We start from the raw sequence: 22,937 nt of genomic DNA, 5'->3' as shown, positions 1-22,937 counted from the left end.
CCGCGTACCTCTGCGTTGAACTGCTCTCCCTACAGCAAGTCAGTCAGCGAAAATTGTCGCTGGCGGTCAAGTTCCTGAAGCTTAATTTTCTCAGCGTAAAATGCCTCATAATACGATCGCCAGCGTTCTGGTTCTGCTTCCTCGTCTGTTTCTTGCCAAAGTTCTAAAAAGTGGCGATAGCGTTTTTCGCTGAAGACTCTTTCCATACACGCAGTTGCAGCTTGCACAACTTGAGGAGTACGCAATATTTCTTTTTTACCAGTCTCGTTTAAGTGAAATAAATGAGAGATTAATTCTATCTCTTCGGATAATTCTAAATATCTGTCTTGCAAACTTGATATCAAATTAACTTGCTCATCTTTTAATTCTAAAATCTGCCCCCACAACCAACGATGGTGAGACAAGCTGAAATCTAAATTACGTTCTTCAAGTTCGTTAATAATTGCTTGTCGCTGTTCGGGACAATGCAGGTAAATTCGCAGCAATAAAGCTTCGGCGTGTTCTAAAAGGCTGCGTTCTGTGCTGGGTATGGAAGATGATGATGATTTCTTATTACCCCATTCTCTCCTGATAGGTGTTGGCTGAGAATATGTAGCTGGAGCAATTTGAGTTAAAAGATTTTCTGCTCTTAAGGATATCAGGTTTGTATCGCCCAAGCTAAGAATTTCAGCGCAACGCCCAACGTAATAGTTACGTGTATCATTGTTGGCTATATTTTTCAGTAATTTTACTATCTGCCCAGTTGCCTGTTGAAAATCAGTTGCCTGTTTTAAGTCTCTATCTTTGGTAATTTGCTGAATCTGCCAGTCTAACCAAAGTGGCGCATTTTTTAACAAGTCTTGGTATTCTTCGGTACTGTGGCTATGCAAATATTCATCAGCATCTTTGCCATCAGGAATGTTGAGAATCTTGATTTGGACTTCACCTTTGTATGCTAAATCAGCAATCTCTCCGATCGCCCGTTCTGCTGCATTTGTCCCAGCTTTATCGGCATCAAAGTTGAGAACTAATTGTTTAGAGTCGGTATAACGTAATACTAACCGTACTTGTTCTAAGCTGAGGGCAGTACCGAGGGAAGCAACAGCGTTATTGATACCAGCAGCGTGAAGGGCGATCGCATCAAAATATCCTTCTACTACCACCGCTTGGTCGAGTTGCGAAATCCCGGTTTTAGCTTGGTCGATGGCGAATAAGGTTTTACCTTTATTAAACAGTTCGGTTTCGGGTGAATTTAGATATTTTGGCTGTTCATCTGTCAAAGTTCTACCGCCAAAAGCAATCACGCGCCCTTGAATATCACGGATGGGAATCATCAGGCGATCGCGGAATACATCATAATAACCGCCGCCTTCTTTGCGTGGCTTAATTAATCCCGCTTTTTCAAGCAACTGCACCGGATAATGTTTATTTTCCACCAAATAGCGATACAGTGTTTCCCAACCGGCTGGCGCGTAACCCAAACCAAACTGCTGAATTGTTTCTTCCTTCAACTGGCGATTAGATAGCAAATACTGCATCGCCTTCTGCCCTTGGCTTTGGCGCAGCGCGTGTTGATAAAAATTGGTTGTCGCCGCCAGCACCTCATATAATTGTTCACGCAAAGACAACTGACGCTGCAATTCTTGTCTTTGTTCAGGTTCTAGAGTTTGTACAGAAACTTGATAACGCCGCGCCAAGTCCAGCACTACCTCTGTAAAAGACTGCTTACCCAAGTCCATCAAAAATTTAATGGCATTTCCACCAGCTTGACAGCCAAAGCAATAATACATTTGCTTAGTCTGACTGACTGTAAAGCTAGGGCTTTTCTCATTATGGAACGGACACAAACCGACAAAATCTTTACCACGCTTGCGTAAAACTACGTGTTCTGAGATGACATCAACAATATCAGCACGTTGTTTAATTTCCTCAATTGTGTCTGGGTGTAAGCGGGGGGTTTGCATATCAGTTAACAGTTAACAGTCAACAGTCAACAATCAATACAATGGACTATTGACCTTTGACTTTTCATAACTATTATATTCTTGTTGCTAGACGAAGAATTATGTATAGAATTGCTTACGCTTAATTTTATAAGAGGAAATACCGACAATGGGGCGTATTTTTATCTCGGCGGCTCACGGAGGCAAAGAAGCAGGAGGACTTGATCCCGGTTCCATTGCAGGTGGAACAACTGAAGCTAGAGAAATGATTCTGCTGCGAGATTTGATTTTGACAGAACTCAGGGCGAGAACTTTTGAAGTTTTGGCTGTTCCTGACGATTTGAGTGCTGCTGACACCATCACTTGGATAAATTCTCGTGGTCGTCGAGGTGATGTCGCCCTAGAAATTCATGCTGATTCTGCTAGTAGTCCGACTGTACGCGGGGCTAGTGTATTTTATATAGCTAACAATAACGAGCGTAAAAGTAATGCTGAATTGCTGCTAGTCGGACTTTTACGCCGTGTTCCCCAGTTACCTAATCGTGGAGTTAAACCAGACACAGATAGTGGTTTAGGTCGTGTAGCATTTTGTCGCCAAACTACACTGCCTTCTTTATTAATGCAAGTAGCATTTCTCAGCAGCCCAGAGGATCGGGCTTTGTTGCAAAACCGCCGTCGAGATTTTGCTTTAGGTATTGCTGACGGTTTAGCATCTTGGAGTCGAATAATTGACCCAACGCCAGGAACACCAACTGATCAAAATTATCCACCCATCAATATTAATATCAACGGGCAGAACTACCGAGAGCAAGGAATACTAGTTAATGGTAATGCTTACATTCCCATTGATTTAGTCGATCGCTTGCGGATTGACTTGACAAAAGCAGCTAATGTTAACCGCATTACTTACCGCAGAGTAGTGTATGTTAAAGCTGTGGAATTACGGGAATTTAATATTGCTGTCAATTGGGATGGAGCCACTCGTACTGTTAACTTACGCTCAAATTTAGTGATTTGTTCTGGGCAAATGGATCAAATAATTTCCCGTGGTAATACCTCAGAAGTGCAGTTACAGCTATTTCTGAGAAATAACAACGAAAATGCTTTAGTTAAGTTTCCTGACCTACCAAAACTATATCGAGAAGAAGCCACAATTGAAGGTGTAAACTACGATGTTGCTTTTTGCCAAATGTGTGTAGAAACTGGCTTTTTACGCTTTGGTGGTGATATTCGACCAGAACAAAATAACTTTGCTGGACTGGGTAGTGTTGGTGGAAGTGCAGAAGTAGCATCTTTTGAAAGTGCCAGAATTGGGGTGAGGGCGCATATTCAACACTTAAAAGCTTATGCGAGTTTAGAACCTTTAGTAAATGAAGTTGTTGACCCGCGCTTTCGCTTTGTCACGCGGGGAATTGCACCGTTAATTGACCAGCTTTCGGGGCGTTGGTCAGCAGATTTAGACTATGGTGCCAGAATTACAGCTATGCTTAAACGTTTGTATGAGTCAGCAGGATTGCTATGAAGGGGAGTGGGGAATAGGGAGTAGGGAGTGGTGAAATCTTCTCTAACTCTCTGCGACTCTGCGACTCTGCGTGAGACAAAAAAATTCTTCCAACCAAGAAGTATATTAACCTAATGGGGGAAGTATACCGAGTTGTTGCATTAAAGCGATAATATCCGCTTGTCCCCAATGTTCAGTGACTTTGCCATCAACGATGCGGTCTATGTGCATTACTGAAAATTTTACTTGCTCGCCTGTAGGAGGAAAACCTAGCAATTCTCCCTCATGAGTACCACTAAATGTGCCACGGGTAACAACTTTATCTCCTTCGACAATCACATCTTCAAATGTATGTTTGCCATCAGGAAAGGCAGCACGCATCATTAAACCATACTCTATAAAACCATCCAAATCGAGAGGTTCAGATGAGCCTGTTGTATGGGCAATCAGATTTGTAGCCATGACTTTTTTTGCTGCTTCGACATTGCTATTGTCAAAGGCCTTGTAAAATTCCAGGGCGATCGCTTTGTTCTGTTCCGTAGACATGATGTGATCTATTACAGTGATTTAAGCATTTAGATAGCGTCATCTCAGTCCATAGTCAATAGTCATGTTATACATAGTTGCGTAAGTTTTATGTAATTTTTTGTATTAATTAAGTATTTAGTGTTTACCTTGTTAAGTGCAAAATATTAGTTAAATATACTATTTCTTAATTATTTCTGCGAAAATAGTCGGCAAAATAGCGTTTATGTTTGTGAAGTTAATTGATAATGATGATGAAATCTTAAAAATAAGATAACTTATTTTTAACATTATTCACCTACTCTAAAAATGTAAACATTCCAAATGTTAATCTTGACTCAAGGCTTTCAGCAATTTCGATTTTTGTTTTCATGATTGTTCACGCAAATAGTAAGGCTGGAAATTACTCTATCAATCCTAGATTTTTTTGTGAAAATTTTTATTCTTTTGGCAACTTGAGAGTAATTTTCACACATCAAATAGGAATGCCATACTACCAATTCTTCTAACTTTTGCAAAGATGGCCTGAGATTAGAGTATTTTTCAGCAACTCATACAAGCGATAGTCTTGAGTTAAGTTATTCTAGCCCTTTAGAAGTAGAAAGTTTCTGTTGCCAACAGAACTAGCAAGTAAGATTTATAGCCATACAAGCAAAGTAAGATAACGCAGACTAATTTTAATCTGGATCTGCTGGAACTGACTTTGTATAAATTCTAACTTGCGGCAAATTACACATTTTGGAATGCGTTTGAGAACTTTACGCTAGATTCAGGAGAAAATTCTCATGGCACTCTACGGCTATACCATTGGAGAAGATCGTGACGGCAACGCTAGCAATGGCAAGCAACTTGATGTTTATCGCTTTTTGATCCCTTCTGCACCTACAACAAGTACTATTACTCCCACACGAGTAGGTACAGTCAATCTTCCAGCTAATGCTACTACCGCCGATCTAGAAGGTTTGGGAACTAACCCCCTTACCGGAAGGGTAGGTGCGGTTAACGAAGCACGGGTTACTGGTCTTACAACACCAATTGATCCAACTGTTACTGTCGTTAATAATGTAGATCTGCCTTTTGCTCCAGCCACGACCTCACCAACCCGTACAGGATCTGATCGTCGTTTTGGATTTGAGTCAGGTGCTGACTTTAATCGTAGTGCTTTATACAACATTTCAGGGAATCCAAATCCCGCAAATGGGCCAGTAGGAAGCTCTCTTTATAGAATTACCACAGCTAACCCTGGAGTTATCAGCCTTGTAGACAACTTTGGCCCGGCTACTACTGCTGCACAAAGACAAGGAACTCAACCTACCAACCCTGGAAAATTTGCCGATGGATTAGCTATCGACAATCTGAATCCTGGTAATACTCGCGCTTTTGCTAGCGATTTCAGGACTAATGATGGAAATGGTAATAATCTTTACAAAGTAGATTTGCTCACTGGTCAGCTATCTGCGCCCATTGCTCTGAGAACTCCTTCAGGGCAAGCTTTGAATCTCAATGCAGATTCTGGGTTGTCATTTACTAACTTCGGTTCTCAAAGATTGTTGGGTTGGTTGGAAACTGGCGCTGTCTACGAGATCACAGGCTACCAAGATGAACTTGCTGCATCAGGTCTAGGTTTAGGTAGTGCTGGTGGTGCTAATGGTGCTGGTTTTGCAACCGCCACCTTGCTTGGTAACGTTAATTTACCAAATGCGGTGAGTGGAGTCGTTGATTATGAAGGCTTTACGATTGTTAATGAATAACAATTGTGAGGATGTTTTTGTACTAAAGTTCTTGCCAAAAGTATTTTTGTAATCAGACATCCTCTAGGAATTGGAGGGGAAAGTGAAGGGAAAAAAGAAAATTTCATTTCTTTTACCCTAAGCTTTCCTCTCTTTTTTTGGAACAAATTGACTCTTGCTATAGAAGTTAAGCTGTTTTGAAAAAACGGATAATTTCACGGACGTGTTCGAGGAATTGTCCATCGGTGGAAAGTTGCGCGATCGCATTTCTGGCTTCTCTACCTAAACGTTCATGTTCTGTTTGATTTGTTGCCCTCAGTTCTTCTAAATTAGCAACAATTCTTGCTAATTCTTTGCGGGTTTCTTCAGTAAAACGTTGTTGCGTTGCTGGTAATGAGTAAGACTCTTCTGGATTAAGTTGATTTTCTAAAAATTGTACTTTTTGTTCTAATTCATAAAAGCGATTTCGCAGTTCAAAAATATCTTCGCGGGGATATTGCCATTCTTGGCTAATCATTGTTAGTCGTGTATACCAATATTCATAAGCACGGATAGCAGGACGCAGAATAGTTAATAGCAAAGCTGCACCAGAACTGATATAACCTACAGTGCTAATACCAGTTGCAGCAAGAGTATAAAGACCAACTGCTGAGAATAAGTGTAAGGCCAGGGCAACCCACAGCGATCGCTTGGCTAATATTTGGACATATTTAACTTGTTTCCCATCTACTGTAATGCCTTTCTCGACAGACTGTGCTGCTTGGGCTAACACTTCTTTAGCTTGAAAATGTACATTCCAAGGTACAGTGACAATTACCAACAACCACCAAAAACTTGCACCACCAATTATCCAGTCAAGCAGGCTACCCGCCGGAATGTGTACCCATTGCAGTAAGCCAAAAGCCAGCAACACTATAGCGATAATTCCGACAATAGAACTAATAAAAAAGTTAATATACATTTTGCCCATTCTCCAGTAAAAGTAATACCTTAATCATGGCTATGTCTGGGCATTTACACGGAATAGGTGTGCTGGTTCGATGACTTGCACATAGTTAGTTAGGAATAAGATAACTACGCCAAATTGGTTGAGAATCTTTGCTATTCTTATCTGGTAATATTAATCGCCAAGTTTTGCCTTCTTGCTGAATTTGCAAGTAAAACTCAAAGGGTTGTTCCGGTTGCGTCAACTGTCGCTGTGGTAATTTTATGGTTAAGTCGTATTTTCCCTTGACGCGGAAGGCTGGTAAATTCTGAATCGTTAGGGGTTTTTCTTCAGTAATTTTTAGCTGTTGAATTTCTAACCCTTGCAAATCTAAATCAACTTTTTGACTAAGTTCTTGTTGAGTTTGTTCTAGTGCAACTGCGATCGCTTTCTGCACTAACTCCTTAGTTGGTAGCAGTCCGATACTACCACAAGCCGTTAACAGCACTAGCAAAATCGTCGTTATAATCAGCCGCACCATATTTGATACTTTACTCTCCAGCGATAGTATAACGGTATATGCCTTAAATTCTGCCATCTACCATGTCAAAACAGACTATTGGACTTGATAGCCAACTTTACAACTATTTATTATCTGTTTCGTTGCGCGAACCGGAGATTCTGCGAAAGTTACGCGGCGAAACTGCCAACCATCCTAGCGGAAGTATGCAGATTTCGCCAGAACAAGGGCAATTTATGCGGCTGCTGATACAACTTTTAGGTGCTAAGAAAACTCTAGAAGTTGGTGTGTTTACTGGTTATAGTTCGTTGTCTGTAGCATTGGCCTTACCTGCTGATGGCAAGATTGTTGCTTGTGATGTCAGTGAGGAATATACTGCGATCGCTCGAAAGTATTGGCAGCAAGCTGGGGTAGCCGATAAAATTGACCTACGGTTAGCACCAGCCTTAGAAACTTTAGATCAGCTGCTGGCAACGGGACAAGCAGGAACCTTTGATTTTGCGTTCATCGATGCTGATAAAGAAAATTATGATGGTTATTACGAAAGATGTCTGCAATTGATTCGTCCTGGTGGCTTGATTGCGATCGATAATGTTTTATGGTCTGGGGATGTAGCCAAACCGCAAATCCAAGATGAAAGTACGAAAGCGATTCGTGCTATCAATCAAAAGTTACGGGATGATGAACGAGTCACACTCTCACTTATCCCCATTGGTGATGGACTAACGCTAGCACTCAAGCGAGGTTAATACATCCTTGCATTAGTAGGGGAAAGGGAAAGAAGGTAAAGATAGGGTCTTTTCCCTTTCCCACAAGAGTGCAAAACTATTTTTGCAAGAGTTTAACGTAGCTTTCTCAAAGAACTCTCAGAAGATGAGAACTCGCTCAATATGCGTTTCTCATACTTCGTTTGATTAAGTTTTGATTCAATAACTCAGTACATTCTTTGACTCCCACTTTATCTTTGAGTAGTAAGCCATCTTTTACTTTCAACGTTTGCATCATCTCATGAATAGCAGATTGAGCTGCAAATAAGCATGGAGTACTGTAGTTAACTAATGAAACTCCAAACTGTTCCAACTCTGGCAAACTGCATTGAGGAGACTTACCGCCAGCTATTTGGTTAAACATAATTGGTTTTGGCTGTTCGGCTTTCAAGATTTTTAAAGTATTGAGATCTCGCAAACCATCTGCGAGTATTGCATCCGCTCCAACTTCTGCAAACGCTTTTGCTCGTTTGATAATTTCATCCAAATCGCTAGCATCAGTACGAGCGATAACAAACAAATCTTTACGGCTGGCTAGCACCTTCTTTAACTTCTCTAGAAAAGGCTCTAACTCCATTAACTGCTTACCATCAAAGTGTCCACACCGTCGAGGACGCATCTGGTCTTCTAAGACTACAGCTGAAGCACCGACTGATTCTAATAGATTAACTACATGACAAGCAACTTCAGTATCTGTATAGCCATCATCAATATCAACAACGATGTGATGGTGAGGTAAAATCGTTCTCACCCGTTGGACGAAATTAACAATATCTGACCAGGCAATAAATCCAATGTCTGGCAACCCGTAGTAGCTAGCAGCAAACCCAAACCCACTGATAAAAATGCCGTCAAAATATTGGCTGGCAATTGATGCAGAAAACACATCATATACACCAATAAAAGGAATGATTGAACGCTCAGAAATAGCGTGCCTTAAGTATTGTCCGGAATTGATTGTCATATGATTTTCAGAGTATTTAATACAATTCATTGAGCGCAGCTTTTAACTTTTTAGCCAATATAGAAACGTGAGGCTCTGCTAAAAGACTGTTATGGCCTCCTGGAACTTTGATATAGTCCAATTCTGGGCATATCTTTCTCCATCTTGTATCGAGGGTTTCATAGCGATAGATAAGTACTCTATGACGTTCAACAATTTCATCTTCATCCGTTGCCTTCAAAAAAAGTACTTTACCAGGGTAAGGTTTTGGATGATAGGGTTCAAAGAAACCAGACTCTCCAATAGCACGATAGAAAGCAGGTGTATATTGATCCTCTTTATGGCCCAATAATGCCTGTATCTTGACTTGTAATCTTTTGCTCGCGTCAACAATTCCAACTTTGAAACGGCTATCAAACAATATCAAAAGAGGCACCTGCTGCCCTTGTGCAAGCAGCTGTTGCGCCATTTCTAAAGCAATATTACCTCCAAATGAAGTACCCATCAGGAAATAAGGGCCTTCAGGTTGAAAAGCTTGTATTTCTTGAATGTAGTGAGCAGCTAAATCTTCAACCCGCTTGGGAAGGGTAAATGTGCTGCTTGTCTTCATTGCTGCCAACCCATAACGCAAAACGTAGATAGGTTGATCTGGCCCTAAGTAGTTTGGCAAATCTTTGTAGGAATTGTGATGGATTCCAAATAGAGGAGGGCGAGTGCCAGCAGGTTGAATCGGAATCAGGGAATACCAGGGATAAGACCATTGGTGTGGATCTTTTAAAATTTCCGCTAGTTGATGAATTGTTGAAGTCTGAAAAAGAGCCGATAGAGGCAAGTCTGTCCCAAAAGTAGTATGCAGCTTTGCAAGCACTTGCACCGCTTTTAACGAGTCTCCTCCTAAAGCAAAAAAGTTGTCATGGATACCCACAGTATCCAGACCAAGCACTTCACTCCAAATAGATGCCAGTTTGACTTCTATATCAGTTTTAGGAGCCACAAAAGTCGTTTTCAAATGGCTGGCTAACTTTTCTGCTAGACCAATGCGTTGCAGTTTTCCAGTTGGGCCTTTTGGGATTTCTTTAACAAAAATTATCTGACTAGGAACTTTAAAGTCTATTAATCGGGCGGCTGCAAATGTACGAATCTCCTGTTCATTAACTATTGCATTTTGATTCAGCACAACTGCTGCTGCAATATGTTCGCCCAAGGTTGGATGAGGAACTGCAAAAGTAACGGCTTGCGCGATCGCTGGGTGATCTAGAAGAACTTCATCAATTTCACGCGGAGAAATTTTTTCGCCTCCGCGATTGATTTGTTCTTTTAACCTGCCAGTAATGTACAAGTAGCCAGCATGATCTAAATACCCCTGATCACCTGTTCTAAACCAGCCATTTGTAAAGGCATTAGCGTTGGCTTGTGGATTATTTTCATATCCTTGCGTGACATTTGCTCCTTTAATCACAATCTCTCCGAGTTCATCAGGTGCCAGCACATTTCCAACTTCATCCATAATGGCAACATCTGGGCCGGCGGCAATACCCACTGAACGAGCTTTGCGATCGCTCGGTGGTAATGGGTTAGAAGCTATTTGATGAGATGCTTCTGTCATGCCATACGCTTCAATCACTGGCACGTGAAATGTTTGCTCTAATGCCTCCATGAGTTGCGGCGGCAATGATGCGGAACAAGAACGGATAAACCGTAGCGAATGCTGTTCAGCAATAGAGCAATGGGTTTCAAATTGTGCCAGAACCGACTGATGTATGGTTGGAACAGCCGTGTACCAAGTGGGCTGAAATTCTTTAATCCAATTAAAAAATAGATTGGGATTAAAGGATGGAGCGCAAACTACACTTCCTCCAGATGCCAGCGATGAAAGAACAGAGGCAATCAAACCATGAATATGAAACAGTGGCATGACGTTCAAGCAGCGATCGCTATGTGTTAATTGCAAGGATCGGCTGATATTTTGTGCTGAAGTACACAAGTTAGCTTGTGTTAAAGGCACAATCTTAGGACGAGAGGTTGTTCCTGATGTGTGTAATACCAGGGCTATGTCTTCACTGTTGGTTTCTACATGATCAATCTTAGGTAATTGAGTATCTCCTACCAGCACAAACAGGCCTGCTTCTGCTTCTAGTTGGGGAATCAGTTCAATAATCGGGATATTACGTGCAGATGCCACAGCCCTAGCAGGTGAGTCTATGTCTGCATGATGGATAATTAACGCTTTTGCATTTAAGTCACTTAGGTAGAAGTCGAAGTCCGCTTGATTATAAGCCGGATTCAAAGGCGCACTGGTGGCACAAGTAGCAACTGCGAGAAAAGTAACTGCCATTTCTGGGCCATTGGGTAAAACAATAGCAATGCGATCGCCTTGCCCTAAGCCCATTGAATTCAATATGCTAATGCAATCCTGGATGTGGGAATATAAGCGAAGATAGGTAAGCGGTAATCGATTGGGACTCAATAGCGCAATCTCATCAGCATACTTCTCGATACTGTTGATGATTAATCGCTGAATCACCAACCCTTCTGGGCTATTTAGCATAGTAAAGTAGGGAAATTTTTATTAGCGTTCAGGGATTCAGTTTAGTCGTCGGGAAACATACTTTTCCCTGTATACCTAATTAAGTCAGATCAAATCTACAATCTGTTATTGCAGCTTTTATTTGCAGTACTTTTGTTAATGCGTTTGTCAGATTTATTCCAAAAGCATTATCAAAAGTTCATTGCAGAATAAAACGATGATTTAACAAAATTTTAACCAACTTTTTACCACCCACTTAGTTGCTGTTTTTTTAGTTTCAAAAAACCACATCCCAAATAGTTTGTGCTGATGCTGTTTATTCTCGATTTGGACTATCACTATCTATCTCCTTCACTTTTCAGGCTTGAAATTCAAAAAACACAAAAGGATATGAATTGTGATAGTTAGTGAACAATTGCATAACCTGATAACTTGTCATTAAATATATTCCGAATAGTAGGTCTACTTAAATAGGTATTTATAATTTATATATAAACTTTACATAATAAAATTGTAAATTTACCGGATAGCTACGTAATTTCTTGTAGTAATAATGCCGAACACAGCAATTACCATATATAGATAATTTCGGGTTATTTTAACTAAGCATATGCAGAGTTAATTTGCATATTAAATGATGTTGACAGTTGACTGTTAACGACTACATGAAGTGATGTGCAATATATGTGTCTTTCAGCTTAAGAAAACTCCAAAAAGCATACAAAAATCAACTGCCTTAACCCAGTGATGTATATCTAATATGCTGTTAATTCTCTTAGTTGGTTAACACTACAGCAAAGAACAATTTAGAATAACTAAGTCATAAAAGGGTGTAGGGGAAGCAAGCCACCAACAAGGGGGAGCCAGTCTCGTGGGCGGGTTCCCCACCGCCACTGGCTTCAACGGGGGGAACCACCAAGGGCGTAGTGGCTCGACTTGAGAGAACTGGCGTTGGGGTTTTAACTTACCTTGGGATACAAGGATTTTTTCGCCCACGTTCGCCTTAGTCTCCGCAGGAGAAGGGGCTTTATCAAGTTACAGTAGTTTTCAACCCAATGAGGTACATTCCTCTAATCTCTAGCCTCTCGCTCCTATCTACCTGTACTGCACTCAACCGAAAAACGCTGTACTTCAATCAAGTTTTAATGCATTTACCGGGACTTCATCCCAAGAATCAACAGTCCGCAATATTGCTGTCCAACCGTCTGATTTTTGCTTTTCAGTGAGATTTTTATCAAAAGACTCATGACAATCGTTGGCTTGAGACTCGTTACAACAGGCAATGCAAGCATAAATCATGCCAGATGGATCAATTTGCTCATTTACCCAAATAGTCATGGATTATCCTCTCGAAAGTTAGACATTAGCTAGCCGTTATTTTATACTGAGTTGCTCTTAAAGATAGTAATTTGGGCTAGAAGTAGGAAGTAAGAATCTCACGCTGAAATCACGAAACTGTGCAATAAGATTAAGAGTTGAGTAGATTAGCCTTTGTCCGCAATAATAACCCGACACCTCAAATCGATTTAGCTACTTGGCAGTTAAAAATTGAAGGTTCTGGGGTTGAGCGTCCCCGCTCTTTTACTTACAATGAAATTCTGTCGATGCCTTCAGTTTCTGTTATTCGAGCCATTGAGTGTGCAGGTAATGGCAGAAACTTGTCCGCGTCCTTACTCAGTGCATGGTTGTAGCTACATCTACACCATCGCTTTTCAACAGCCCATCTTCCATATAAATGATGCGATCGGCTATATCTAAAATCCGGTTGTCATGGGTAACGAGCAAAATTGTACAGCCTTGTTCTTTGGCGAGTCTCTGCATTAATTCCACAACATCGCGCCCAGATTTTTTATCGAGTGCGGCTGTGGGTTCATCGGCTAAGACAATTTTGGGGTGACTGACTAAGGCGCGGGCGATCGCTACTCGTTGTTTTTGTCCGCCAGAAAGTTTCTCTGGGTAATAATTTACACGCTCGGCCAAGCCAACTGTTTCTAACATGGCGATCGCTTTGGCATCAATATCTTGATTCAGATGTTCATCATGTAATTCTAATGACATTCGGACATTTTCTTTGGCTGTCAAAAATGTCATTAAGTTATGTGCCTGAAAAATATAGCCAATTTGACGACGCAACACTGTCAATTTTCTTTTACTGGCTCCACAAATTTCTTGCCCTAAAATTTTTAAACTACCTTCTTGGGCAGAGCGTAATCCACCTAGTAGCGTCAACAAAGTGGTTTTCCCAGAACCAGATGGCCCGGTCATAATCACAATTTCACCAGCCTTAATTTCTAAATTAATATCAAATAAAACTTGTTTACGGAGCAACGCTTCACCGAAGTAGTGATTCAGGTTATTCACAGCAATCACAGGCTCTAAATTATTTACTGGCTCGTAGGATTTTATTGGCAGAGATTCTTGCAACATAAAAGTTTTATCACCTAAAAAATATCCGCAGGGTCAGCAGCGCGTAGCTTACGCATGGCGATCGCACCCGATACACTACACATGATTACGGTCAAAATAAATACATTAATCGCCCGATCCACCTTCATGAAGATGGGGAGCATAGTTGCGGTGTATGTAAGTTGATACAAGCCGAATGAAAGAACAAAGGCCGGAATAAAACCCAAAATAGCTAGGAGTAATGCTTCTTGGAGTAAGACTCCCAACAAATAGCGATCGCTGTAACCCATTGCTTTGAGGGTGGCGTATTCTGGCAAATGTTCGGAAACATCAGAGTACAAAATCTGATAGACAATCACGATACCGACAATAAAACCAACTCCCACGCCTAAACCGAAAATAAAGCCAATACCTGTACCATTAGCCCAATAGTCTTTTTCAATTTGAGCAAATTGTTCTGGAGTTAAAACGTTAACATCGTTAGGTAAGCCAGCTGCAAGTTGCGATCGCACTATCTCTGGATTAGCCTCTGGTTTAAGAGTAATTAATCCTACTTCGATGCGGTCTGGTTGGCGTTCTGGAAAAATTTGTAAAAAGGTAGAATCACTGGTGACGACGTTACCATCAGCAGCAAACGAAGCCCCACTACTAAAAATACCCTTCACTCTGACATTTTTATTATTTAGTTCCGTGTCAAATTTACCTGTTTTCTGAAAAATATCTCCCACTGCTCCATATTCTGGACGACCCGCCTGGTCAAATAAAACTTGATTTAACTGTTTGATTGGGTCTAGATTTTGTTGAATTTCGGGAATTGTAAATGCAGATTTTGCAGGGTCAATACCCCAAACTAAGATGGCGCGTTCTAAACGGGTTTCGGGATTACGCCATTGTCCAGTGCCAATATAAACGGAATTTATGGACTGTACACCGTCGTAACCCAAAGCTTGATAAAGTCGCTCTCTAGAAAAGTTTTTGACAGAAAACAGGGTTTGGAATTGCGGATTAATTAATACCAAATCTGCCTGTAAACTGCGATGGGGTTTAACAGCAGCATCAAATAATGCGCTTTCAAATCCCATCTGAATAAATATCAGCATATCGGCAAAAGTGATACCTGCGACTGCTACTAATAGACGAGTTCTTTCTTTTAATAACTGTCGCCATGCTAGCGGTGTTTTGAGAAATAGCTTAGATAACATATACAAACAGATGCACTTTTTAATAACCAACCATATCAATCTGTTGTTCAAGCTGGTGCTGGCGCATTAAGAGAAATAATGGCAGACCTAACGAAACACCAACTAAAAGATTAGAGGCAATGTAAATCCAGAGATTTGACATTTTTAGCCTTGTTCCTTCCTGATATACGAATAACCACAATACTAAGGATGAAACAAAAACATCCATACCGAAAAAGCTAGAAATTCTATTTGCAAAAAGTTGTTCAAAAAACAACTTGATGTCAAGACCATTTTCTAACAAGAATGGTAAAAACTGTGAGTAAGGTAAAACGGTTCCTAGAATACAAAGCACAATGTAAGCAGCTTTAACCATAATTCAATTTACCCAGACAAAAAGAATTCCTCTTGAAAAATAAGCAAATTTAAATTTCAATTGCTGTTTGCACTTGCAAGTTAGTAAAAGAAGCAACTTTTTTACTGTCTTTAGGATTAAGGCGAATTTTTACTTCCACGACTCGGCTATCTAAGTTTTCTCCTGGTTGGTTACTGAATACGTTTTGGCGATTTACTTGTAAACCAATGTAGAAAACTTCTCCGCGTAGTTCTCCATTAAAGGCTTGACTAGTAACTACTGCTGATTGCCCTAGTTTGACTTTGCCGATGTCAGTTTGATAAACTTCTGCCACGGCAATCATCTGTTGGGTTTGCGCCATGTCTGCAATGCCGTTGTCACTAATTTTTTCGCCAACTCTGGTATGAATTTTGAGTATTTGTCCAGTGATGGGAGCCTTTATATAAGCTGCTTGTAGGTCAGTCTGGGCGCGTTTGAGGGCGGCGATCGCATTTTCAACTTCCATTTTGGCGGCTTGCACATCCACTGGTCTGACTTCGGCAATACTTGTGAGTGTGGCTTTGGCTTCGCTGACTTGCTTTGTACCTGTAGTATTAATTCGAGCTAGGGAAAATTTCGCTTCGGCTAGTTGTCTGCTGGCTGTAGAGTTAATCCGCGCCAAAACTGCTTTAGCTTCGTCTAGTTGTTGTTTTGCTGTATCTACACTTAAGCCTTTGCTATCAAACAAAGAATTAGAAATTGCGCCTTCTGAATACAGTTTTTGATAACGTTCATATTCGGCTTGGGCGTTGTTTAATTCTGCTTCTAGTCTTTTAATTGTGGCTTCTTGGGCAATTCTATCACCTTGCCACTGGGCTTCTATACGAGCGATCGCTTCTCGTTGCTCAGTGGTACTTCCTTGAGATTGGGCTTGTAGGCGTTCAATGCTGGCTTGTTGTGCTTGAATCTCGCCAGCCTTCGCGCCAGCTTTTACTTGCTCAAGTTTGGCTTGGGCGACTCGCACTTGTTTTTGGGCTTGAAGTACGGCAGTTTGTAAGCGATCGCGCGCATCTAAAATTGCTACTATCTGTCCGGCTTTGACGATATTACCTTCTTTGACGCGCAGTTCCATGACGCGATCGCCATCTAAAACTAACGGCGCAGATAAACTAATTACTTCCGCTTCTGGTTCTAACCTGCCTAAGGCTGTTACTTTAGGTGTGGATTGAGCTACAACTGTTTCAGGTGAAGCAGTTCGCCCAATTTGTCCAAACTGAGAAATGCCGTAAATAACAATTCCACCTGTAATTGCTGTAGCTGCAATTACTAACCCTAATAATCTTTTATTAGCAGGTTTTTCTAATATCTTTTGTCCCATATTTCCCTCTGCAAAATATTAGTCATGAAATCGTTAATTAATGGAATCAGCCATGTTATTTTGTAGATAAGCTGTCAACATATTAGCCAGTAAGGCACATTGCTCTACAAAATCAATTGATTCATTTCCACATAATTTTTCCAAGACTAATCCATTAATAAAGCTCAATACAAAAGAAGCTAGAACTTCATTTTGAATTCCTAAAAACTTACAAGCCGCTTGCTGATAACGCTTGTTAGCACGTTTGAAAACATTGCTTTGATTTAGCATTGTCTTTGAGTCTTGATGTTGGCAAAAATTCACCCAAACAAATGTCCATTTAATAAAGTAATCCTCATTTTTTACTAAATACCTCCCAAGGGCTAACATCGATTCTTGAAGTGTTTCTGTTCCTTCTAACTCTGCCAAGGCTGCAATCACATCTTGCTGTGAAATCTCTTCTACTAATTGCTCAAACAAGGCTTCTTTACTCGGAAAGTAGTGATATAAAGACCCTGTTGAAACCCCCATACCTTGGGCAATTTGACGCATGGTTATAGAGCCATAGCCTTTTTGAGCAAATAAATCAAAACACTTGCTGAGTAATTCTTTGCGATATTGGTCATGGTCAACTATCTTCGGCATGAGTCAATTTTATTTATATCGAACGCTCGTTATTTATAAATCTATAAAAAATAAACCAATTTGGCAAGACATATAGCAGGAGGTAAGAGTGTTACTATTCCTAGCATTCACGCTTTTAATATGTCCTAAGCTATTTGACTACAGCTATACATATAAGCACCAACAAAACCAGAAAATTTCTAGCTTTTGCAGATTTGTGAGCTATATATCTGTTGTTGACCTCAACGGTTTTTTAGTTGTGAGAATTTTATTTGTTGTAAAGTTTAAATTTGTATACAGTTCTTAATTTAAACTTTACTGTTAGCCCTGTCAAGCAGTAAACAGTAATCCAGCTTGAAAGTCTCTTTGTGTAAAGGTTGCGTAGTAAACTAATAGTTCGCCAAGTTTCCTAGGCGGGGTAAAGGGCAAGGGGGAAAGGGAAAAGATGTTTACTCCTTTAACCTTTCCCCTTTTCCCAGCCCTCACCTAGCAAAGTTGACTTGCCAGAGTACTAAGTCAGAGTTATCCACCAATGGGTAGGCGTATAGTATGCTGCAACACGACACAATACACCTTGATAAATGTTCACTGTTTACTGATTAAATTAGCGGTTGACAGTACTCATATCGGGATAGCGTTCCCCGGCTGTAATACCTTTGGGTGCAACGGCTTCAATTTGATTTAAATCTTCTGAAGTGAGAGTGATTTGGGTGGCGGCAATATTTTCTTCTAAATAAACACGGCGTTTTGTTCCTGGAATGGGAACAATATCCTCTCCTTGGGCTAACAGCCATGCTAGAGCAAGCTGGCTAGGTGTCACACCTTTTTTGGTAGCGATCGCTTTTACTTGCTCGACTAATTGCAAATTTCGGTGAAAATTTTCACCTTGAAAGCGGGGAGAATGTCTGCGATAGTCATCAGCAGCCAGATCATCAGGACTAGCGATCGCACCTGATAAAAAGCCTCGCCCTAGGGGACTGTAGGCGACAAATCCAATTCCTAGTTCTCTTAATCGAGGAAATTTAGCCCCAGTTCTAAAGCCCGGTGGATAGTGGCTATTGCTTCTTGCTCATCACGACCACTATAGAACTCAGACATCCCCATGCAGCCAAGACCTAATTGCGAAACTTCCAATCCCTGCTTACCAAGTTTTCTAGTTTTCATAGGACAATTTTGAAGTAACTGCACAAAACACCGCTATTTAGCAGTATTTTTGGCTTTAAGTCGTCTATCTCTAGAAATACTTAGCTCTGGCATCTTAAGTTAGTTAAAAATTTTTACCTACTATGGGGCAAATAGGCTAGGATTTGCTGGCAGTATTTAGAGACGGAAATAACTATAATGCGTGTCACTATCTGTGGCCATGCTGCTTTACATATCGAAACTATTGATCAACGCATTTTGCTTGATCCATGCTTCTCTGATGAGCTTGTTGGTGGAACACTCACCTATCATCCTGGTCGGGTATTTGACTTAGATAAACTGCCCAACTTGACGGCTATAGTGGTGACTCACGGACACTTCGATCACTTTCATCGGGAAACACTCGAAAAACTGCCCCGTGAACTACCAGTAATTACTGCGGATGAGCCGGAACTGTTGGCACAGTTACAGCAAATGGGATTTTATCATGTGATAGTCTGTCAACCTTGGCAAGCGATCGCACTTGGCCAAACTCACTTACTTCCCACGCCTTCCGACCACGAAGAACCAGAGTTTGGGTTAGTGGTGCGAGATGCCACAGGTACATTTTGGCACATGGCAGACGCAGAAGTAACAGTAGAAATTGGCGATCGCCTCACCCAAGCCTACGGCGGTATCGATTTGATTTCAACTAAGTATCAGCCAGTAGTCCGGGCTAGTATGGGCTATCAGCATGGTATGGGGGCAACCTTTGACAGGGAAGGGGTAGTTAGTTGGCTAGAAGCAGCTTGTGCCTGTAACCCTGCTTTAATCTTCCCTTACGCTTCCGGGCTGTGCTTTAGTGGTCGTCATGCCTGGTTTAATCGTTATGCCTTTCCCCTAAGTGCAGAGGAAACCGTGCGCTTATTGCAACATCGGCTTGGTTCTCCAGAACGGGCGACAACAGTGCGTCCTGGAGATGTGATTGAGCTTCAAGCTGGGCAGCACCCACAACGACACGAACAAGCAGCAGATTTCGTCAAAGCCAAGCGATCGCCGAAGTTGCGGTGGGAACCTGTTGATATCAGCACCCTCACAGGATTATCTACAGTTGAAGCACGCCGTACCCTGCAACAACAACTGGAAGTATTACTGACACAGAAACTAATTCCGTGGCTGAAACAGATCGTCACGCGAACTGATACAGTTTGGGCTAAGTTTCCTTCTGAGCAGGTTGTTTGGCAATTGGTAGTGCATACCGGAGAAGAACAACGGTTAAACTATGCCATTGATTTTCGCGCACCGGATTTTTGTGTGGTGTCAGGTGAACATCCAGAAGCCAACTTTTTTACCCACATTGCCGGACAAGCCCTTGCAGAAGTGATGACTGGCAAAAAACCAGGGCTAATTTTTTGGCTGGCTGGGGAAGTGCGTAGTTATGAAAAGGTAATTTGTATCCGCAACGGTCATTTTGAGGCTCCGCAATGGCCAAATATACCCGAAGATTTTCCTTCTGATCCACTGACTTTCTATCTGCGTCATTTTGGGGCTGAAACAATTCCGCTTGAGGAGTTAGAAACACTTAATTCTTCAGAAAATCCTGATGATATTCAGATTTTGACTCGTCTAGGTGAAAACGACGGAGTAATCAGCAAAAAAGTTTTATTGGCTTATTTGGCAGTGAAAGAAGCAGAACGTCTAGGGCTAAATATTTCCGATGCCGAAATTCAAGCCATGTCTGACTCTTTCCGCGAACAGTGTGATTTGCAAGATAGCCAAGCTACAGAGCAATGGTTAAAAGAAGCCGGATTGAGTTTAGAAGCATACTCAGCCGTGATGCGAGATTTTACTGCCGTCCTGAAGTTAGAGCAACATTACACTAGCGTAATTGAGCCGTGGCTGGCCAATCATCGCCGCGTGGCTACAGCTCGTTATGCGCGATCGCGTCGAGACTCAGTTAACAATGAATAATCGGCAAAGATTTGAGTTTGCTCCTGCTGGTATTTTACGGGCTGCGGCTTGGCCTATCGAGGCAATTCAAGGTTTCGGCAATCCAGAACTTGCCAACTTGGCACTCGCAGCTATCCGCAGTCAAGACGCTCACACCTGGACAGAATACACAACCGCCTATCAGCAGGTACACGAACAAGAACGGGAAAGACTGTGGCTCCTTACCGCAGGCGATTCTTGGTTTATGAAAGCACTGCTGTTGTCTAATCCGTCACTTGTGACAGAGGTGCAGCGTGGGCTACCACTCAGACAAGAAAAACGGACAAAAAAAATTCGCAAGCTCGAAACAGCCTTGTATCGTTATCTAGCAAGGGCGGCAGGACGTACCACACCCTACGGTTTATGGGCTGGTGTGAGTTTAGTTCAGTTGGGCAAGACAGCACAGCAAGCATCGGCAAAAGCACAGTATTCTTTTACACCTGATCTGCGACCTTGGCAAACAATATTGCGATCGCTCGCCCAGCGTCCAAAATATCGTCAAGCTGCAACTTGGCGATTAAATCCCACATTGAAGCGACAAGCAGATGGCTCTTGGCGTTTTTGGGGAAGGACACCCAATGGATTAGTTGAGCAACGAGAGATTGATTCTCAAGAAATCGTAGACGTTCTCTTAGAGAAACTAACCAAACTAGAACTTGGAACACTAGACCAACTGTGCAGAACCCTAGCAGCCTCACCGCGCTGGAATTATGCCGTCAAAATACGGGATATTCTGGAGATGTTTATCGATGGGGGTGTGCTTTTAGGCGGACTCGACCTACCCTCTCGATTTGAAAACCCCTGGCAAGCCTTAGAAGTAGTAGCCGATAAGCTGATTGAGCCAGACCGTCATTTTTGGAACACAGCTATTCAGCAATTACACTATCTTAGCGATACTCTAGCAACGCAGCTTGAGGTGATATCTCTGGATGCAGTAGCAGAGTATCTACAACAAGCAAAGGCATATATTCAAGAACTCGCCCAAGGTCTTGGCGTTGAACTTCAGCTACCTGATTTAGTGCTGCACTGTGATTTAGGGCTACCATTGCGGATTACTCTTGATGAGGTGCAGCAAGATAGTTTACGGCAAACACTCCTAGACTATGAAGAATGTTGGATTGGAGGGGTTAGCCCAGCCTCAGCATTGCGGATGGCGTTTCGTGAACGACTGCAACAGGAATTTGCGCTGGGTGTTGCTCTGAGTGATCTCAAGCCTAACCTAACTGTCGAGATGAGGAAGGCAGTTAGCTGTTCCGTCGTAACCACCCGCATAGCAGAGTGGCAACACTGCTTATCTCATAACACAGAGGAAGTTGTTCTAGATATTAGCAATACGCTAAACACTTCTTTGTTAACCGCCCCTTTTGGTTGCTTGTTTGTAGGATTATTTGCAGGAGGCAGAGGGCAGAGGGCAGAAGGCAGGAGGCAAGATGAGTTTTTTCTTACACCCCCACACACCCCTACACCCTTCTTTCAACAGGTAGTTCATGGCATTGGTGATGAGCCGGTGCGAATCTTTGCCCGATTTAGCCAATTACTCAAGTGTGAGAATATACTGCATTCTTGGTTTCAAGAAAGGCTGGAGGATTTAGCAACGCAACATCAAATCCAGCTAGCAGAACTACAAACTCCCTTTGAGCGTAACCCGAATGTACTGGCTCGTCCTAATTTCGGGCTTCTGCCGATTGAGTTGTGGGGCGCAAGTGCAGATACTCCATCCCTAGCTGATGCCAAAATCTTTCTTGATGGTAAAACACAGCTACCTTTTTTAAAATTATCTTCCTGTGCCAATCCAGTAGCAGTATTTTGGTTTTCCTTAGCTGCGATCGCAACTTTTGACCCTATCTGTGAGCAGTTACTTTGGACTACCTTTCAAGATAACCCGATGGCGGTTTTTCGCGCTGCGACACAGCCGATGCAGATTGAACTCACTACACCCCGATTTACCCCGCGTGTGCGGCTACCTCAAGACGCGATTTTACGTCCGCGTCGGACTGTTTTAAGTGGAGAAATCTTAGCAGAACTTGCCCAAATACCTGCTATGGAGCGTTTTGCTAAGTGGCAGCAATTAGCGGCTGAATATAACTGGCCGATGCTACTGAATTTGCAAATCGCAGGTCAATATTCACTTTTAGTAAATCGGGATAGCCCTTTAGCATTGGAGTCCTTTTTCAAAAAAAACTTGCAAGCACAAACCCCGTGGCTAATTGTCGAAGAGTTAGTTAATCAACCCTGGCTAGTTGATTCCCAAGGGCAGCATTATATGGCAGAACTAGCCTTACCTTTTGCCCGGACTGAACATGGTTGGTCAAACAATTTTGGATTTTAAATCATTGATGCTAGTCCTCTTTGTGTCAAAGGGGTAACGGTTAGTACCTCTGTTGAGCGGTTATAGAAGCAGACAAGGGTGGTCGCCAAGATACCTGCAAACGGTTTTTCGGAGCTAGATTTTTGTTTTAACTCCAATACCGTTGCCAAAATAAGAGCATGAAGAGGTAGGGCGTTTCGTAGTAGAGTTGTTGTCTCTCACAACGACAACTCAAAAACCACTAGTCGCCCATGCC

General features: G+C 41.9%; 20 protein-coding genes. 6 read left to right on the top strand and 14 right to left on the bottom strand.

Going from position 1 to position 22,937, the window contains the following annotated elements:
• Nucleotides 1-29: 29 nt before the first annotated feature.
• Nucleotides 30-1,943, bottom strand: a complete 1,914-nt coding sequence (gene dnaG, locus H6G76_RS28705) for a DNA primase (protein ID WP_190708702.1) — start codon at nucleotides 1,941-1,943, stop codon at nucleotides 30-32.
• 148 nt (nucleotides 1,944-2,091) lie between these two features.
• Here dnaG and H6G76_RS28700 point away from each other — a divergent pair, with 148 nt between their 5' ends.
• The gene (locus H6G76_RS28700) at nucleotides 2,092-3,444 is read left to right on the top strand and encodes an N-acetylmuramoyl-L-alanine amidase (protein ID WP_190708700.1); all 1,353 of its coding nucleotides are present in this window, start codon (nucleotides 2,092-2,094) and stop codon (nucleotides 3,442-3,444) included.
• Between the two features lie 105 nt (nucleotides 3,445-3,549).
• Here H6G76_RS28700 and H6G76_RS28695 read toward each other — a convergent pair whose 3' ends face one another.
• On the bottom strand, nucleotides 3,550-3,969 hold the full coding sequence (locus H6G76_RS28695; protein ID WP_190708698.1) for an ester cyclase: 420 nt from the start codon (nucleotides 3,967-3,969) through the stop codon (nucleotides 3,550-3,552).
• A gap of 764 nt (nucleotides 3,970-4,733) precedes the next feature.
• Here H6G76_RS28695 and H6G76_RS28690 point away from each other — a divergent pair.
• Nucleotides 4,734-5,699, top strand: a complete 966-nt coding sequence (locus H6G76_RS28690; RefSeq protein ID WP_190708696.1) for a water stress protein WSP1 — start codon at nucleotides 4,734-4,736, stop codon at nucleotides 5,697-5,699.
• Nucleotides 5,700-5,865: 166 nt separating this feature from the next.
• Here H6G76_RS28690 and H6G76_RS28685 read toward each other — a convergent pair whose 3' ends face one another.
• Together H6G76_RS28685 and H6G76_RS28680 are read right to left on the bottom strand one after the other, a co-directional pair.
• Nucleotides 5,866-6,639 (bottom strand): hypothetical protein, encoded by a 774-nt coding sequence (locus H6G76_RS28685; RefSeq protein WP_190708694.1) that lies wholly within the window; start codon nucleotides 6,637-6,639, stop codon nucleotides 5,866-5,868.
• A 94-nt stretch (nucleotides 6,640-6,733) separates the two neighbouring features.
• On the bottom strand, nucleotides 6,734-7,144 hold the full coding sequence (locus H6G76_RS28680; protein ID WP_190708692.1) for a hypothetical protein: 411 nt from the start codon (nucleotides 7,142-7,144) through the stop codon (nucleotides 6,734-6,736).
• A gap of 62 nt (nucleotides 7,145-7,206) precedes the next feature.
• Here H6G76_RS28680 and H6G76_RS28675 point away from each other — a divergent pair, with 62 nt between their 5' ends.
• Complete coding sequence (locus tag H6G76_RS28675; protein WP_190708690.1) at nucleotides 7,207-7,872, top strand: class I SAM-dependent methyltransferase; 666 nt, start codon at nucleotides 7,207-7,209, stop codon at nucleotides 7,870-7,872.
• Nucleotides 7,873-8,008: 136 nt separating this feature from the next.
• Here the strand turns inward: H6G76_RS28675 and H6G76_RS28670 are convergent, their stop codons facing one another.
• From H6G76_RS28670 to H6G76_RS28660, 3 genes are all read right to left on the bottom strand, one after another.
• Nucleotides 8,009-8,854, bottom strand: a complete 846-nt coding sequence (locus H6G76_RS28670; RefSeq protein ID WP_190708688.1) for an oxaloacetate decarboxylase — start codon at nucleotides 8,852-8,854, stop codon at nucleotides 8,009-8,011.
• 16 nt (nucleotides 8,855-8,870) lie between these two features.
• Entirely contained in the window at nucleotides 8,871-11,381 is a 2,511-nt protein-coding gene (locus H6G76_RS28665; protein WP_190708686.1) for an AMP-binding protein, read from the bottom strand.
• 1,110 nt (nucleotides 11,382-12,491) lie between these two features.
• The gene (locus tag H6G76_RS28660; protein WP_190708683.1) at nucleotides 12,492-12,698 is read right to left on the bottom strand and encodes a glycogen debranching protein; all 207 of its coding nucleotides are present in this window, start codon (nucleotides 12,696-12,698) and stop codon (nucleotides 12,492-12,494) included.
• Between the two features lie 137 nt (nucleotides 12,699-12,835).
• Here H6G76_RS28660 and H6G76_RS28655 point away from each other — a divergent pair, with 137 nt between their 5' ends.
• Complete coding sequence (locus H6G76_RS28655; protein ID WP_190708681.1) at nucleotides 12,836-13,051, top strand: molybdopterin-dependent oxidoreductase; 216 nt, start codon at nucleotides 12,836-12,838, stop codon at nucleotides 13,049-13,051.
• Here H6G76_RS28655 and H6G76_RS28650 read toward each other — a convergent pair.
• The 7 genes from H6G76_RS28650 to H6G76_RS37350 all read right to left on the bottom strand — a co-directional run bounded on the left by H6G76_RS28650 (nucleotide 13,035) and on the right by H6G76_RS37350 (nucleotide 18,426).
• Nucleotides 13,035-13,787, bottom strand: coding sequence for a DevA family ABC transporter ATP-binding protein (locus tag H6G76_RS28650; protein ID WP_190708679.1), 753 nt, complete (start codon nucleotides 13,785-13,787; stop codon nucleotides 13,035-13,037). The genes H6G76_RS28655 and H6G76_RS28650 overlap by 17 nt on opposite strands.
• A gap of 14 nt (nucleotides 13,788-13,801) precedes the next feature.
• Nucleotides 13,802-14,968 (bottom strand): ABC transporter permease DevC, encoded by a 1,167-nt coding sequence (devC, locus tag H6G76_RS28645; RefSeq protein ID WP_190708677.1) that lies wholly within the window; start codon nucleotides 14,966-14,968, stop codon nucleotides 13,802-13,804.
• A gap of 19 nt (nucleotides 14,969-14,987) precedes the next feature.
• Nucleotides 14,988-15,323: a DUF2834 domain-containing protein gene (locus tag H6G76_RS28640; protein WP_190708675.1), complete on the bottom strand. Its 336-nt coding sequence runs from the start codon at nucleotides 15,321-15,323 to the stop codon at nucleotides 14,988-14,990.
• A 49-nt stretch (nucleotides 15,324-15,372) separates the two neighbouring features.
• Nucleotides 15,373-16,659 (bottom strand): ABC exporter membrane fusion protein, encoded by a 1,287-nt coding sequence (locus H6G76_RS28635; RefSeq protein WP_190708673.1) that lies wholly within the window; start codon nucleotides 16,657-16,659, stop codon nucleotides 15,373-15,375.
• A gap of 33 nt (nucleotides 16,660-16,692) precedes the next feature.
• On the bottom strand, nucleotides 16,693-17,283 hold the full coding sequence (locus H6G76_RS28630) for a TetR/AcrR family transcriptional regulator (RefSeq protein ID WP_190708671.1): 591 nt from the start codon (nucleotides 17,281-17,283) through the stop codon (nucleotides 16,693-16,695).
• A 583-nt stretch (nucleotides 17,284-17,866) separates the two neighbouring features.
• Nucleotides 17,867-18,259 (bottom strand): aldo/keto reductase, encoded by a 393-nt coding sequence (locus H6G76_RS37355; protein ID WP_313934849.1) that lies wholly within the window; start codon nucleotides 18,257-18,259, stop codon nucleotides 17,867-17,869.
• A gap of 11 nt (nucleotides 18,260-18,270) precedes the next feature.
• Complete coding sequence (locus H6G76_RS37350; RefSeq protein WP_242056552.1) at nucleotides 18,271-18,426, bottom strand: hypothetical protein; 156 nt, start codon at nucleotides 18,424-18,426, stop codon at nucleotides 18,271-18,273.
• 177 nt (nucleotides 18,427-18,603) lie between these two features.
• Between H6G76_RS37350 and H6G76_RS28620 the strand changes: the two genes are divergently transcribed.
• Together H6G76_RS28620 and H6G76_RS28615 are read left to right on the top strand one after the other, a co-directional pair.
• On the top strand, nucleotides 18,604-20,355 hold the full coding sequence (locus tag H6G76_RS28620) for an MBL fold metallo-hydrolase (protein WP_190708670.1): 1,752 nt from the start codon (nucleotides 18,604-18,606) through the stop codon (nucleotides 20,353-20,355).
• Nucleotides 20,273-22,702 (top strand): lantibiotic dehydratase, encoded by a 2,430-nt coding sequence (locus H6G76_RS28615; RefSeq protein WP_190708668.1) that lies wholly within the window; start codon nucleotides 20,273-20,275, stop codon nucleotides 22,700-22,702. The genes H6G76_RS28620 and H6G76_RS28615 overlap by 83 nt, the downstream gene beginning before the upstream one ends.
• Nucleotides 22,703-22,937: the final 235 nt, after the last annotated feature.

This window comes from Nostoc sp. FACHB-152, from assembly GCF_014697475.1.
Lineage (GTDB): Bacteria > Cyanobacteriota > Cyanobacteriia > Cyanobacteriales > Nostocaceae > Nostoc_B.
The sequence above is the reverse complement of the archived record's forward strand: the minus strand, read 5'-3'. Positions and strand labels throughout refer to the sequence as shown.

Excerpts from the sequence above, each read along its gene's own strand:
- H6G76_RS28635 (WP_190708673.1), bottom strand. The coding sequence starts at position 16,659 with ATGGGACAAAAGATATTAGAAAAACCTGCTAATAAAAGATTATTAGGG.
- H6G76_RS28650 (WP_190708679.1), bottom strand. The coding sequence starts at position 13,787 with ATGTTGCAAGAATCTCTGCCAATAAAATCCTACGAGCCAGTAAATAAT.
- H6G76_RS28640 (WP_190708675.1), bottom strand. The coding sequence starts at position 15,323 with ATGGTTAAAGCTGCTTACATTGTGCTTTGTATTCTAGGAACCGTTTTA.
- H6G76_RS28630 (WP_190708671.1), bottom strand. The coding sequence starts at position 17,283 with ATGCCGAAGATAGTTGACCATGACCAATATCGCAAAGAATTACTCAGC.
- H6G76_RS28690 (WP_190708696.1), top strand. The coding sequence starts at position 4,734 with ATGGCACTCTACGGCTATACCATTGGAGAAGATCGTGACGGCAACGCT.
- H6G76_RS28670 (WP_190708688.1), bottom strand. The coding sequence starts at position 8,854 with ATGACAATCAATTCCGGACAATACTTAAGGCACGCTATTTCTGAGCGT.
- H6G76_RS28660 (WP_190708683.1), bottom strand. The coding sequence starts at position 12,698 with ATGACTATTTGGGTAAATGAGCAAATTGATCCATCTGGCATGATTTAT.
- H6G76_RS28675 (WP_190708690.1), top strand. The coding sequence starts at position 7,207 with ATGTCAAAACAGACTATTGGACTTGATAGCCAACTTTACAACTATTTA.
- devC (WP_190708677.1), bottom strand. The coding sequence starts at position 14,968 with ATGTTATCTAAGCTATTTCTCAAAACACCGCTAGCATGGCGACAGTTA.
- H6G76_RS28695 (WP_190708698.1), bottom strand. The coding sequence starts at position 3,969 with ATGTCTACGGAACAGAACAAAGCGATCGCCCTGGAATTTTACAAGGCC.
- H6G76_RS28700 (WP_190708700.1), top strand. The coding sequence starts at position 2,092 with ATGGGGCGTATTTTTATCTCGGCGGCTCACGGAGGCAAAGAAGCAGGA.
- H6G76_RS28680 (WP_190708692.1), bottom strand. The coding sequence starts at position 7,144 with ATGGTGCGGCTGATTATAACGACGATTTTGCTAGTGCTGTTAACGGCT.
- H6G76_RS37350 (WP_242056552.1), bottom strand. The coding sequence starts at position 18,426 with ATGAAAACTAGAAAACTTGGTAAGCAGGGATTGGAAGTTTCGCAATTA.
- H6G76_RS28620 (WP_190708670.1), top strand. The coding sequence starts at position 18,604 with ATGCGTGTCACTATCTGTGGCCATGCTGCTTTACATATCGAAACTATT.
- H6G76_RS28665 (WP_190708686.1), bottom strand. The coding sequence starts at position 11,381 with ATGCTAAATAGCCCAGAAGGGTTGGTGATTCAGCGATTAATCATCAAC.
- dnaG (WP_190708702.1), bottom strand. The coding sequence starts at position 1,943 with ATGCAAACCCCCCGCTTACACCCAGACACAATTGAGGAAATTAAACAA.
- H6G76_RS28685 (WP_190708694.1), bottom strand. The coding sequence starts at position 6,639 with ATGTATATTAACTTTTTTATTAGTTCTATTGTCGGAATTATCGCTATA.